This window comes from Salipiger bermudensis (genome assembly GCF_020171625.1).
Taxonomy (GTDB): domain Bacteria; phylum Pseudomonadota; class Alphaproteobacteria; order Rhodobacterales; family Rhodobacteraceae; genus Salipiger; species Salipiger bermudensis_B.
Genome location: NZ_JAIUZY010000014.1, coordinates 30,713 through 42,757, shown reverse-complemented (window position 1 = coordinate 42,757; position 12,045 = coordinate 30,713). Strand labels below are relative to the sequence as shown.

General features: G+C 67.7%; 13 protein-coding genes and 1 tRNA gene. 3 read left to right on the top strand and 11 right to left on the bottom strand.

What is annotated here, in order from left to right:
- The first annotated feature begins 219 nt into the window (after positions 1–219).
- Positions 220–1,551 carry a GGDEF domain-containing protein gene (locus LCM15_RS19460; protein ID WP_224859371.1) on the top strand — a complete coding sequence of 444 codons (1,332 nt, stop codon included), beginning with the start codon at positions 220–222 and terminating at the stop codon, positions 1,549–1,551.
- A gap of 212 nt (positions 1,552–1,763) precedes the next feature.
- On the opposite strand, the gene LCM15_RS19455 is transcribed toward LCM15_RS19460, so the two are convergent.
- The 8 genes from LCM15_RS19455 to LCM15_RS19420 form a co-directional block, all read right to left on the bottom strand.
- Positions 1,764–2,840, bottom strand: coding sequence for a 2'-deoxycytidine 5'-triphosphate deaminase (locus LCM15_RS19455; protein ID WP_224859360.1), 1,077 nt, complete (start codon positions 2,838–2,840; stop codon positions 1,764–1,766).
- A gap of 119 nt (positions 2,841–2,959) precedes the next feature.
- A tRNA-Pro gene (locus tag LCM15_RS19450) sits at positions 2,960–3,036 on the bottom strand.
- Between the two features lie 75 nt (positions 3,037–3,111).
- The gene (locus tag LCM15_RS19445) at positions 3,112–4,326 is read right to left on the bottom strand and encodes a MerR family transcriptional regulator (protein WP_224859358.1); all 1,215 of its coding nucleotides are present in this window, start codon (positions 4,324–4,326) and stop codon (positions 3,112–3,114) included.
- A gap of 6 nt (positions 4,327–4,332) precedes the next feature.
- On the bottom strand, positions 4,333–4,635 hold the full coding sequence (gene ihfA, locus LCM15_RS19440) for an integration host factor subunit alpha (RefSeq protein ID WP_040544887.1): 303 nt from the start codon (positions 4,633–4,635) through the stop codon (positions 4,333–4,335).
- A gap of 105 nt (positions 4,636–4,740) precedes the next feature.
- Positions 4,741–5,712, bottom strand: coding sequence for a beta-ketoacyl-ACP synthase III (locus LCM15_RS19435; RefSeq protein ID WP_224859356.1), 972 nt, complete (start codon positions 5,710–5,712; stop codon positions 4,741–4,743).
- The gene (plsX, locus tag LCM15_RS19430; protein ID WP_224859354.1) at positions 5,709–6,821 is read right to left on the bottom strand and encodes a phosphate acyltransferase PlsX; all 1,113 of its coding nucleotides are present in this window, start codon (positions 6,819–6,821) and stop codon (positions 5,709–5,711) included. Before plsX ends, LCM15_RS19435 begins: the two co-directional genes overlap by 4 nt.
- Before the next feature lie 23 nt (positions 6,822–6,844).
- Complete coding sequence (gene rpmF / locus LCM15_RS19425; RefSeq protein WP_007800883.1) at positions 6,845–7,051, bottom strand: 50S ribosomal protein L32; 207 nt, start codon at positions 7,049–7,051, stop codon at positions 6,845–6,847.
- 174 nt (positions 7,052–7,225) lie between these two features.
- Positions 7,226–7,807, bottom strand: a complete 582-nt coding sequence (locus LCM15_RS19420; protein WP_224859352.1) for a YceD family protein — start codon at positions 7,805–7,807, stop codon at positions 7,226–7,228.
- Positions 7,808–7,901: 94 nt separating this feature from the next.
- Here LCM15_RS19420 and LCM15_RS19415 point away from each other — a divergent pair, with 94 nt between their 5' ends.
- Both LCM15_RS19415 and LCM15_RS19410 read left to right on the top strand, forming a co-directional pair.
- Positions 7,902–8,354 (top strand): outer membrane protein assembly factor BamE, encoded by a 453-nt coding sequence (locus LCM15_RS19415; RefSeq protein ID WP_224859350.1) that lies wholly within the window; start codon positions 7,902–7,904, stop codon positions 8,352–8,354.
- 12 nt (positions 8,355–8,366) lie between these two features.
- The gene (locus LCM15_RS19410) at positions 8,367–9,134 is read left to right on the top strand and encodes a GNAT family N-acetyltransferase (RefSeq protein WP_224859348.1); all 768 of its coding nucleotides are present in this window, start codon (positions 8,367–8,369) and stop codon (positions 9,132–9,134) included.
- A gap of 6 nt (positions 9,135–9,140) precedes the next feature.
- Here the strand turns inward: LCM15_RS19410 and LCM15_RS19405 are convergent, their stop codons facing one another.
- From LCM15_RS19405 to LCM15_RS19395, 3 genes are all read right to left on the bottom strand, one after another.
- Entirely contained in the window at positions 9,141–10,130 is a 990-nt protein-coding gene (locus tag LCM15_RS19405; protein ID WP_224859346.1) for a phosphoadenosine phosphosulfate reductase, read from the bottom strand.
- A gap of 139 nt (positions 10,131–10,269) precedes the next feature.
- Positions 10,270–11,343, bottom strand: coding sequence for a glycosyltransferase family 2 protein (locus LCM15_RS19400; protein ID WP_224859345.1), 1,074 nt, complete (start codon positions 11,341–11,343; stop codon positions 10,270–10,272).
- A 4-nt stretch (positions 11,344–11,347) separates the two neighbouring features.
- A complete protein-coding gene (locus LCM15_RS19395; protein WP_224859343.1) occupies positions 11,348–12,043 on the bottom strand; it encodes an FkbM family methyltransferase in 696 nt (231 codons plus the stop codon).
- Positions 12,044–12,045 lie beyond the last annotated feature (2 nt).

Below are 12,045 nucleotides of genomic sequence, written 5' to 3'. Positions count from 1 at the left end.
CTGCGCGGCGTGCCGGCCACTGTCTTTTGGTGAAGGGGCAGGTGCGGCCTTGGGCGCGTTTTGCGACGCGGGGCGGCGGCGCAGGCGGCTCATCCCTCCGTGATCGGATCGGCGCAATACGAGCGGTTTCTTTCACGATTGCTCAATGCCGTTGGCGGTATGGTTGCCATTCGCGGTTCCACGCGGGGAATGCCAAACGCCTTACGGGAGCATGAAACCATGTCAGTTGTCCGGTCCTCCGTCTTCACCTTCCAGCGTGGAAGCACCCGGGCCAGCGCCATCCCGGCGACCCACACGACCCTGCGCGGAGTGGTCTGGCTGCGATGGGCTTCGCTCAGCGTCGTGGCGTTCCTCTGCCTCATGGCGATCGAGGGGCATGTTTACGCCATTCCCGGCCTCTACGCCCCGGTCGGCGTCTCCGTCTTCTCGATCCCGACCGTGTTCGCCACGATGCTGGCGCTCGCGGCGACCTCGATGCAGACGCCGCTGCGCACGGTGACACGGCTTGAGGCGGCGCTCTGGGGCATGGTCATTGCCGTCGCCGTCGGGGCGCAGGTGCTTCACGTACAGAGCATCAGGATCGGTGCCGGCGAAATGGGGGTGAACACGGCGCTGTCGTTCATCCTGCTTGCGCTCGGCCAGCTTTGCTTCGGGCGTCTGCGCGAGGCGCCGTTCGGGCTCACGATGATGGCGATGGCGCTGCCGTTCCTTGGCCTGTGCGGCTATCTGTTCGCCGAGCCGCTGATGTTCGGTGCCATGTCCTTGCCCACAAGCGTCATGCTGCTGGCGCTTGGCACCGCCGGGATGCTGCGCTTTATGCGACGACCGCTGCTGCGGTCGACCATAGGCAACACGCCGGTAGGTCGGGCGGCCCGCCGCCTGCTGCTGCTCTGGGTCGGCTGGCTGGCGGTTTGCGGCGTCATTCTGAGGTTCGTCGAACCGGCGTTCCATTCTCTGACCATGTTCTTCGTCATGGTGCTCTCGTCAGTGGGCGTGTTCATGCTGGTGCTTTACCTCGCCATGCTGGCGGAATCGCGCCGCAAGCTCTTTGCGCATCGCCGCGGCGCGGTGGCGCAAGCGCTGCTGCGCGATCCGGAGAGCGGCCTATACGGCCCGGAAATGGCGCGGCTCTTCATGGCGACCTTCGGCGCGACCGCCCCGGTCGGGGTCGTTCTGGTCGGATTCGAAAGCGCCGAGGGTGAGCGGGACGGGACGGGCCCTGAGCCGCGGGTCTCGACGCTGACGAAGCTGGCCGCCCGCCTGCGGGATGTGCTGCGCCCGGAGGAGGTGCTGACGCTGGGCACGGATGAGAGTCTGACGATCCTGATCCGCAACATGTCCGGCGACGAAATCGAGCCTCGCGCCGCACACCTGCTGAGCGCGGCGCGCGGGCTCGAACACAGCCTTCCCGGGGTGACGATCTCGGTGGGCGCCGCCTGTTCGCGCCGTGGCGACACGGCCTTCGGTCCGGCGCTCACCCGTGCACAGGGTGCCCTGCGCGAAGCCGAACGCGCGGGCTGCAACCGCGTGGTTCTGGCGCGCGTGGCCTAAGCGCTCGCTCTAACCGCGTGGTTCTGGTGCGCGGGGCATTCGGGTCTGCTTAAACCGCGTGGTTCTGGCGCGCGTAGCGCGAAGGTTTGCTCTCGGGCGAGGCGTGTTTGGAAAAAGCCTGCCGCGCGCGCCGTTGAGCCGCCTTCCGAGGGCAACGGTGAGGCCCGGCCTGCCTACCGGTCATCCCTGTGCGGGGGCCGCCGACGGCGCGGTCAGGCGCGGAAGTGCTTCGAGAGCTTCAGACCCTGGCCCTGGTAATTCGAGGCGATGCCGGCGCCGTAGAGTTGCTCGGGCAGCTCATCCATGCGCTCATAAACCAGACGGCCCACCACCTGCCCATGCTCGAGCACGAAGGGCGCCTCGTGGCAGCGCACCTCGAGCACCCCGCGTGAACCGGTGCCACCGGCGCCCGCATGGCCGAAGCCGGGATCGAAGAAGCCGGCATAGTGCACCCGGAACTCGCCCACCATCGCAAGATAGGGTGCCATCTCGGCGGCATAGGCGGGCGGGATATGCACGGCCTCTCGGCTGACGAGGATGTAGAAGGCATCGGGATCGAGGATCAGCTGACCCCGATCGGAATGAAGCGGGTCCCAGAAATCGGCGGGATCGTAATGGCCCAGCAGATCCAGATCGATCAGTCCGGTATGCGGCTTGGCGCGCCATCCGACCAGCGTGCCATCCTGCGGCTTCAAGTCGACGGAAAAGCCGAGCCCCTCGCGGATCACGGCCGGGCCGCCGGTCACCAGCGTGTCGCTGGCGTGAAGGGCGGTGAGTTCGGCATCGTCGAGCACCGACTGGCCGTTGCGGAAGCGGATCTGGTTCAGCCGCATCCCCGTGCGCGCCAGGACCGAGAAGCTGCGCGGGCAGATCTCGGCATAGAGCGGACCGGTGTAGCCGGCGCTCACGCGGTCGAACTCGGTGCCGCCGTCGGTGATGGTGCGGGTCAGCAGGTCGAGCCGCCCGGTGGAGCTTTTGGCGTTGGCCACCGCGTTGACGCCCTCGGGCAGCGACAGGTCTTCGAGCAGCGGAACGACGTAGACGCAGCCTTTCTCCAGCACCGCGCCGGCGGTGAGGTCGACCCGGTGCATCTCGAACTCCGCCAGCCGGTCGGCCACGCTGCGGCCTCCACCGGCAAGGAACGAGGCCCGCACCCGGATCGCCTCCGTGCCGAGCCGCAGATCGAGGCTGGCGGGCTGGATCTGCCCCTCGGCCATCGGCTGCGACAGGCGGATCGCACCCTCGGCGATCATGGTTTCGATCTGCTGGCTGGCGAGCACCCCGGTCATGCCTGTCCCCTCGTTGCGTTTGCTGTCCTTAGCAAGCCGGGGCGGGCGAGGGAACGACAAAAACCCGCCGCCCGAGGCCGCAAGGCCTTGGAACACACGGGGTTCTGTGCGGGGTATTTTGGTCGGGCTAGCAGGACTCGAACCTGCGACCTTCCGTCCCCCAGACGGACGCGCTACCAGGCTGCGCCATAGCCCGACTTGGTGTGCGGTTCATACCGGTTTTGACGGCAGGGGCAAGTCGATTCTGCAGGAAAATCGGCGCGCCCTGCGATCACTGTCGCGCGGGGTTGTCCGAGCGCGCGAGCCAATCGCGCAGCGCCGCAACCGGAGCTGCAAGCGCTTGTGCCTCGGCGACCCCGAGCCGGTCGAGCCGGGCGATATGGCGCAGCGCCCCGGCCGGTGGGACGGGCAGGGCCGCGAGATCGGGGAGATCCGGCAGCGCACGGCTGACGGGCTCAGGCGCCTCGGCTGGGGCGGTTGCGTCGGTTTCCACGGGATCGGCGGGCGAGTCCTGCGGCGCATCGAAGGCCGCGGGCGCATCTTGCGCCATCACGGGCGCCTCCGGCGCCTCGGCGGGCTCGGCGTTCGGCTCTGGATGTGCGCCGTAAGGCTGCTCGGGCAGGGTGTCGAACGTTGGGGTGGCCTCATCGGGCGCGCGGGTCTCGTCGTCGGACGGCTCGGTCGGGGTGGAGGCGGCATCCGCCTGCCGATCCTCAAGCGAATGCGCGAGGAAATCCGGCACCGGGCCATCCTGTTCGGCGATCGTCGGGCCGTCTTCGGCCATTTCGGCGAAGGGGGCGCTCGGCGTTTCGGAAAGAGAACTCTCGGGCGACCTCTCTGCCGTCGCCTCGACGTGCTCGGTACCGTGGACGTCGGTGTAAGGTTCTTCGTGGGGCTCGGCCTCGGTTTCGACGATGATATCCGCCACCATCTCAGCCTCAGCCTCAGCCTCAGCCTCAGCCGCCGGCGCCTCGGCGTCGGGCATCGGCGCTTCAGCCTCTGCCACCGGCACCGCAGGCTCGTCGGCCTCAGAAGTGGCCGTCTGCGGCGATTGCGCAAGTTCGCCCTGTGGAGTGACCGCAGCAACCGGCGCCTCGGCGCCCCGCGGGGCGGTCATCGGCGCGAAGGGCAGAACCGTGCCGCTCTCGGCCTGCGCCTCGATGAAGGGGGCGTCCTCGATGGCGTCGGCGTCGGTCTCTTCGGGTTCGTCAAGCTGCAGCGGGGCGAGGGCGGCGACGTGTTTGACCCCCTGTTCGCGCAGCACCTTCTGCACGCCCTTGATGGTCAGGCCGTCGTCGTAGAGCAAAGTCCGGATGCCGGAGAGCAGCGAGATGTCGGCAGGGCGGTAATAGCGCCGCCCGCCGGCGCGCTTGACCGGCTTCACCTGCGTGAACTTGCTTTCCCAGAACCGCAGGACATGCGCGGGCGTGTCGAGAAGGTCCGCGACCTCACTGATGGTGCGGAACGCGTCGCGGGACTTGCTCATGCGGTCTTACCTCTTGTTGCCTTCGGCGACCTGCTCTTTCATCAGGTGCGAGGGCCGGAAGGTCAGCACGCGGCGCGGCTGGATCGGCACCTCTTCGCCGGTCTTCGGGTTGCGGCCCACGCGCGCCGCCTTGTCCCGCACCGAGAAGGTGCCAAAGGACGAAATCTTCACCTGTTCGCCGCGCACCAGCGCGTCGGACATGTGCTGGAGCACCGATTCCACGAGCTCGGCGCTCTCGTTCCGCGACAGGCCGACCTCGCGGAACACCGCTTCGCTCAGGTCCATGCGCGTTAGGGTCTTTTCGCTCATCCCATCCCTCCCGGTTTCGCCCAAGCATGGGGGCGGGAAATTTCCGAGTCAATATCAAGCACTTGAAAGCGCGGTGTCAGACGTGAAAAGAGCGTGAAATCATGCCTACCAGCGCAGCGCCACGGCACCCCAGGCGAGGCCGCCGCCGATCGCCTCGGTGATCAGCAGATCGCCCGGCTTGAACTTACCCTCGGAATTCGCGACCGACAGCGCCAGCGGGATCGAGGCGGCAGAGGTGTTGCCGTGATCCTGAACCGTCACCACGACCTTCTCCATCGGCAGGCCAAGCTTCTTGGCGGTGCCGGCGATGATGCGGATGTTGGCCTGGTGCGGGACCACCCAGTCGATATCGGAGGCGTCGAGCCCGGCCTTGCCGAGGGCGGCTTCGGCGGTGGCGGCGAGCTTGCTCACCGCGTGGCGGAAGACTTCTTTGCCCTCCATGCGCAGATGGCCGATCGAATTGGTGCTGACGCCGCCATCGACATAGAGAAGGTCGCGGTAGCGGCCGTCGGAATGCAGGTCGACGGCGAGGATGCCGCGATCGTCCGAGGTGCCGGCGGTCTCCTGCGCCTCGAGGATCAGCGCACCGGCGCCGTCGCCGAAGAGCACGCAGGTGGAGCGGTCTTGCCAGTCGAGGATGCGCGAGAAGGTCTCGGCACCGATCACCATCACCCGGCGGGCCGTGCCCGACGTGATCAGCGCATTGGCGTTGGTGAGCGCGTAGACGAAGCCGGCGCAGACCGCCTGCACGTCGAAGGCAAAGCCGGTCTGCATCGCCAGCTTGGCCTGCACCATGGTGGCGACGGAGGGGAAGGTCAGGTCCGGCGTCGACGTGGCGACGATCAGCGCGTCGATATCAGAGGCCTCCAGCCCGGCATCGGCCAGCGCGGCCTGAGCGGCGCGGCTGGCGAGGTCCGAGGTGGTCTGGCCGTCGGCGGCGAAGTGACGGCGCTCGATCCCCGACCGTGTCCGAATCCATTCATCCGACGTGTCGAGGGTCTTTTCGAACTCGGCATTGGGGACAATGCGCTCGGGCAGATAATGCCCGATCCCCGCCACCTGCGCGCGTATGGTCATGGATTCGTTCCGTCTTTTTCCTGCTCGGCGCCAGCTTTGGCGGCGCTCTCTTCGGCGCTGCTCGCCGCCGATGCGATGCGGGCGGCGAGTCGGTCGCCAAAGCCCGATTGCGCCAGATCGTAGGCCAGTTCGACGGCGGCTGCCACACCGGTCGCGTCGGCGGCGCCGTGACTCTTCACGACGGTGCCGTTGAGACCGAGGAACACGCCGCCGTTCTTGCGGCGCGGGTCGATGCGGGCCTGAAGCCGTTTGAGCGAGGTCAGGGCAAGCAGGGCGGCCACGCGCGACAGCGGCGAGTAGGCGAACGCCTCGCGCAGGAACTGTCCGATCAGCGAGGCGGTGCCTTCGCCGGTCTTGAGCGCGATATTGCCGGTGAAGCCGTCGGTGACAACCACGTCGCAGCGGTCGCCGGGAATGTCGCCGCCTTCGGCGAAGCCGACGAATTCGAAATTGTTGCTCTCGGCGGCCTGCGAAATCAGCTCATGCGCCTGCTTGAGCTCGGGGCGGCCCTTGTGCTCCTCGGTGCCCACGTTGAGCAGGCCCACGCGCGGACGCTCGAGCGACAGCCCGTTGCGCGCGTAGGAGGCACCCATGAGGGCGTATTTCAGAAGGTCGTCGGCATCGGCGCGGATGTCGGCGCCGACGTCGAGCATGACGTTGAACCCCTGCGGGTTCTTTGACGGCCAGAGCACGGCAATGGCGGGACGGTTGACGCCGGGCAGCTTGCGCAGGCGCACCATCGACAGCAGCATCAGCGCGCCGGTATTGCCACAGGACACCGCGACCGTCGCCTCGCCGTTGCGCACCGAATCGAGCGCGGACCACATCGAAGTGTCCTGCCCGTTGCGCATCACGTGGCTCGGCTTGTCCTCCATCGAGACGACACCCTGCGCGTCGCGGATCTCGACCCGCTTGCCCAGCTTGCGCTTTTCGACCAGCGGGGTGAGCTGATCGGCGGGACCGTGCAGAATGAAGTTCGCCTGCTTGTTTCGCTGCGCAAAGGCGGCGAGGCCGGCAACGATGGTTGCCGGCCCGCGATCTCCGCCCATGGCGTCGATGGATAGGACGATCGGTCCGCGTGCCTGCGAGTTATCCAGTTCGGAGGTCATGCGGCACTGGCCTTCAGACGGTTTCAGGCTGCGTCTTCGTCCAGCTCGATTTCGTCGGCCATGGCCACGACCTCGCGCTCACCGTAGTGGCCGCAGGACGGGCAGACATGGTGCGGGCGCTTGAGCTCACCGCAGTTGTCGCACTCGTTGGGGTTCGCCGCAGTGAGGGCGTCGTGCGCCCGGCGGTTGTTGCGGCGCGATTTGGATACTTTGTTCTGTTGGACAGCCATGTCTCAACCTCGATCTTTCGCGTGTGGGGGCAATTCGTTGCCCGTTCCGTTCGGGCGTGCCCGGCCTCATAGTCGCATAGACCCGGAGATGGCAACCCAGAATTCCGATGAAGGCGCGAAAATAGGAGTTTCCTGCGAAACCGCAAGCGTTATTTCGCGCGCCTGTCGGCGTGCTTAGCGGTTTTCGCCGCCCTCGTCATCCTCCGTATCGCGCTTCAGCTGGTCGCGCAGGCCCGCAAGCGCGGCGAAGGGATTCGGGCGTTCGTCCTCCGGAGACGGGGCGGCCTGCTCGTCGAGCGCCTCGGCGGCGGCCTCTGCGCCCTCGGCATGGGGGTAGAGCGGCAGCGCCAGCGACAGCGCCTCGGCCATCACCGCGCCAAGGTCGATGACACCGGGCAGGGGGTCGGTCTCGTCGTCGGTCATCTCGACCTCGGCGCCCTCGGGAACCGAGGGGAACTCTTCCTCGGGGCGCCAGTGCCGCGAGACCGGCTCGTCGATGCGCGTGGTGACCGGGGCGAGGGTGACGACGCAGGGCTGGGTGACGGTGGCGCCGATGGTGGCCTCAAGACGCCACGCATCGCGCCCCTCGGGCCGGATCTCGCCGGCGAGGCGCAGTTTCTTCAGACCGAGCAGGCCGAGCTCTGCGGCGAGCGCGTCGCGGCGCGCCTCGTCTGGTCGCAGGTCGAACGTGGTTGGCTGGTTGGTGCGCAGTGCGGCCACGCGCAGCCGTTCGGGGGTGGAACCGGATTGGCTCATATCGCTGCCTTTCCTTTGCTTGAAGGGCTTGGCTTGGTTATGTAATCGGGGATAGAAACCCGCAAGGGCCAAGACAACAGGCAAGGCGCAGCAGATGGCAAAACCCGCAATTCCGGCGATCGTGGCATTGGTGGCCGTTCTCGGGCTGTCCGCGTGCAGCGCGCAGTACCGGACGCATGGCTATGTGCCCTCGGAAGAAGATCTGCAGGAGATCGTGCCCGGCGTCGACACCCGCGGCACCGTGGAAGACGTGATCGGCGTGCCGTCCGCCTCGGGCGTGGCCAACGATGGAGGGTTCTACTACATCGAATCCGAGATGCGCCAGTTCGCCTGGCAGGCCCCGCAGGTGGTCAACCGCGAGGTGCTGGCGGTCAGCTTCGACGCCAACGACGTGGTCCAGAACATCACCCGCTACGGGCTCGAGGATGGCAATGTGGTGCCGCTCACGCGCCGCGTCACCCGGACCACCGATGGCGAGCTGAGCTTCATCCGCAAGCTCTTTGGCAATATCGGCGGCATCTCTCTCGACCAGTTCACCCAGCAGTAACGGGCGCGCGCCGTGGCAACCTTCGGGGAGAGCGACGGCGCGGCAGAGAGCGGCGGCGTCCTGCTGCAGCGCGGACGCTACCGCGTACGGCTGGCCTTGGACCCAGAGGATCTGAGCCGGGCGCAGGCCTTGCGCGGTCGTGCGTTCTTCGGCCCGGAGGGGCCTGCCGATGTCGATGCGTTCGACCCGCTCTGCCGGCACGTGCTGATCGAGGGGACCGGCGAGGGCACGCTGCTGGCCTGTTTCCGCTATCTCTGGCTCGACGATGGCGCCGCCATCGGCACAAGCTATTCCGGCCAGTTCTATGACCTGTCGCGGCTCGAAGCGTTCGGCGGCCCCATGCTCGAGCTGGGACGGTTCTGCCTGCGCCCCGGATGCGGGGATCCCGATGTGCTGCGGCTCGCCTGGGGCGCGATCACCGCGCTGGTGGATCGAGGCGGGGCGGGGCTGCTCTTCGGTTGCGCAAGCTTTGCCGGTACCGATCCCGCGCCCTTCGCGCCGGCCTTCGCGCATCTCGCCGCGCGGCATCTGGCGCCGGCGCGCTGGCAGATCGGGCGCCGGGCGGCCGAGACCTGTGAGTTTCCGCAGGAGGGCGCCGATGCCCGGCAGGCGATGCCGTTGATCCCGCCGCTCCTGCGCACCTATCTGGGCATGGGGGGCTGGGTGAGCGATCACGCCGTCGTCGACCGCGCGATGAACACGCTGCATGTCTTTACCGGCGTCGAGGTTGCCGCGATCCCGCCGGCGCGGGCGAGGGCGCTGCGCGCCATCTCCGCCTGAGGCGGCTCAGGCCTCGGCGGGGATCTGTTCGCCCTGTTCGTCCGGTGCGGTCTGTTCGCCTTGATCGGGCCGCGAGCGCTTGGCGCGCAGCGCGGCGAGACGGCGGCGGAAGCGCGGCGCGTCCATCCGTCTGGTGACGTTCTCGCAAAGCGCCTCGGCCAGTCTCATGCGCCCGTCGCCCTCGAGCCGCATCAGCAGCTTGCGCAGATACGGCGGGTGGTCGCGCCGGGCGCGCATCATCTTGGCAAAGCTCAGCCTTTCGAGACGATCCTCGGCGGCGGCGCTGAGCAGCGGCCCCAGAAGCTCGAGATCGAGCAGGTCGCCCTGCAGCGCGCTGCCCATGAAGGGCAGGCGGAGGCGCTCGACATTGGGCCGGGTGAAAAGCGCCGCGTGCATCGCATCGAAGCGCTCGCGCGGATCGTACAGCAGATAGGCCCGCTCAGCCGCGTCGATCATGTCGGGGGCGTAGCCGAAGCGCGAGGTGAAGTCGGTGCGCCGCATCTCGGTGAAGCGCTCGTCCCATTCAGTAACGCGGGGATCGAGCGTGGCCTGCGGCTGCAGCATCACCACCCGGGCGCCGGGAGCGGTCACCGAATAGGCCGCGGCCGCATAGCCGCAGGGCCCGGCGCCATAAAACACCACAGTCTCGAAATCGTCGAAGAAGCCATCATCGAGCAGTTGGTCGAAGAACGTGTAGACCGCCGCGTCGCGGAACCACGTGTCGGCGGTGCACAGCACCGTCAGCGACGACCAGTCGCAGTTGCGCGCCATCTCCCAGCCCAGCGGCGTTGCGGTTTCGGACAGCGCGTCGATGCCGGGCGCGGATTCAAAGCTGACCAGAAGCGTGTCGCCGCGTTCGACGAAAACCGCGTGATGCTGCGCGCCGAGGGGTTCGGTGAACCCGTCGCTCTCGCCGATCTCCGAGATCCGGCGGATCCACTGCTTGCGCTCGAGTCCGCTGAGATCGACCGCGGAAAGATCTGTCTGATCCTGCATCTGTGCCTGCCATCTATCTGGAACCCGCAGTGTTGCGGCTCTTCTTGCTGGTGGAAATAGTGTTCTTCGTTTTTGGCGAAATTATGCTGAATTCGCGGTAAGATTGTCCGCCCCAATTGTCGAAAAAGCAGCGTTTCTCTCAAAGGTTGCCGTTCTGCGGCTGCGTTTCGTCCTCTGCCGACCGGGCGCGCTGCGCGAACTGATGCAGCACCGAGGCGGTCCGGGGCGCCAAGGGCTGGCTCGGCGGCGTCATCAGCAGCCGCCCGAGCAGCGCCCGATAGGGCTCTTGCAGCATCAACGCCTCGAAGCGCGCCTGCCGCCACGCCACCGCCGCCGCGTGCAGGCGCCCGAGCTCGGCATCGGCGGCCAGCGCGGCGCGCCGCTCGGCCACCTGCGGCGCCAATGCGAGGATGGTTTGGTCCTCGTCGGTGTTGAAGTTGCGCTCGACCCAGTAGTCGAGGCCGAGCAGATGGTCGGAATGCACCGCGCGCCCGCGATCGGCCTTCAGCACGTAGCTCTCCATGGCGCCGAGTGGGTAGTGGTTGAGCTGTGCCAGCGCGTAGTTCGAGCGCCCGTAATTGGAAAAGATCCGCCGCGTGCGGAACTGCGCGTCAAGCGCGCGGCCCTCGCCGTCGAACCAGCGCGCTGCGTCCGCGCGGGCGGGGTCGGGGCTGCGCGGGCGATGCACGCCGAGCTTCGCGTAGGTGCCATCGTTGCGGTAGAGCGTCTTGAACATCGCCGAGCGCCACGGCCAGACCATCGCCACCGGCGCGGCGCGGGTGAACTGCTCGGGCACCGGGCGGTCGGCGTAGCGCAGCACCCCGGCATTGCCGAAAAGCCGCCAGGTCAGGGTGATGGCATCCGCCTCGGGCAGGGCGGCGATCAGCTCGGGCAGAGTGCGCCCGCCCACATGCACGTTGACGAACTCGTCCACGTCGAGCGCCAGCAGCCAGTCGGCTTCCCGCACCGCGGCGCTCCTGTCGGCAAGCTTCAGCCCGGTGAACTGGATGCCGCCCTTGTCGTAGGGGCCGTCATTGCGGATGTGGGTGACGTGGCCGAGCGCCTCGAGCCGGTCGAGGAGCGCGTCGGTGCCGTCGTCGCAATCATTCGACAGCGCCACGACGTGGGTGATGCCGCAGGCCAGATGATGCGCCAGCCAGTCGAGCAGGAAGGCGCCCTCGTTGCGGACGCAGAGAACCGCGGTGATCTTCACGCGCTCACCAGCCTTTCCGGAAGGTGACCACCTTCGCCTCGGAGGCCTTGGGAAAATAGGTGAGCCCGGCGCGGTGCATGGCATCGAAGACGGCCTGAACGCCGCTCTGGCCGATCCATTGCGGGTGCAGCTCGATGATGGCGCAGCGCAGGCGCGACCAGTCGCCCGCCGGCAGCAGATCCGCCTCGGCCCCCTCGATGTCGCAGACCAGCACCTCGGGCTGCACCTCCTCGAGCACGTCCGAGAGCCGATGCTGGTCGATCTTCACAGTTTTGGTGATACTCTCGGGATCGGCTTCGCGATCCATCGAGGAGCCGAGGAAATTGCGCCTCACGTGGAAGTCCACCGGCTCGCCGCCCTCGGCGGTCAGCAGCGCATTGCGGACCTCGACGTTTGTCACCTCGTTGGCTGCATGGACGCTCGCGATATAGGCGATCAGCGCCGGGTTGGCCTCGTAGCTCACCACGCGCGCCACCTTGCGCCTGACCGAGAGCAGCGTCGACATGTAGCCGATGCCGCCGCCCAGCTCGAGCACCCGGTCGCCCTCGTGCACCACGCGCGAGACCGCGTCGCATTCCTTGCGCTCGTAGGTCTCGTCGCGGATCGCGCCGCGCACCCGGCCGGTGGTGATCTGCGGATGCTTGGGAATCTTGAGCCCGCGCGAGCGCAGGAACGGGGTCTTGGGGCCGTCGCCATCCATCT

Excerpts from the sequence above, each read along its gene's own strand:
- plsX (WP_224859354.1), bottom strand. The coding sequence starts at position 6,821 with ATGACCTCCGAACTGGATAACTCGCAGGCACGCGGACCGATCGTCCTA.
- LCM15_RS19460 (WP_224859371.1), top strand. The coding sequence starts at position 220 with ATGTCAGTTGTCCGGTCCTCCGTCTTCACCTTCCAGCGTGGAAGCACC.
- LCM15_RS19405 (WP_224859346.1), bottom strand. The coding sequence starts at position 10,130 with ATGCAGGATCAGACAGATCTTTCCGCGGTCGATCTCAGCGGACTCGAG.
- ihfA (WP_040544887.1), bottom strand. The coding sequence starts at position 4,635 with ATGAGCGAAAAGACCCTAACGCGCATGGACCTGAGCGAAGCGGTGTTC.
- LCM15_RS19435 (WP_224859356.1), bottom strand. The coding sequence starts at position 5,712 with ATGACCATACGCGCGCAGGTGGCGGGGATCGGGCATTATCTGCCCGAG.
- LCM15_RS19445 (WP_224859358.1), bottom strand. The coding sequence starts at position 4,326 with ATGAGCAAGTCCCGCGACGCGTTCCGCACCATCAGTGAGGTCGCGGAC.
- LCM15_RS19395 (WP_224859343.1), bottom strand. The coding sequence starts at position 12,043 with ATGGATGGCGACGGCCCCAAGACCCCGTTCCTGCGCTCGCGCGGGCTC.
- LCM15_RS19420 (WP_224859352.1), bottom strand. The coding sequence starts at position 7,807 with ATGAGCCAATCCGGTTCCACCCCCGAACGGCTGCGCGTGGCCGCACTG.
- LCM15_RS19455 (WP_224859360.1), bottom strand. The coding sequence starts at position 2,840 with ATGACCGGGGTGCTCGCCAGCCAGCAGATCGAAACCATGATCGCCGAG.
- LCM15_RS19415 (WP_224859350.1), top strand. The coding sequence starts at position 7,902 with ATGGCAAAACCCGCAATTCCGGCGATCGTGGCATTGGTGGCCGTTCTC.
- rpmF (WP_007800883.1), bottom strand. The coding sequence starts at position 7,051 with ATGGCTGTCCAACAGAACAAAGTATCCAAATCGCGCCGCAACAACCGC.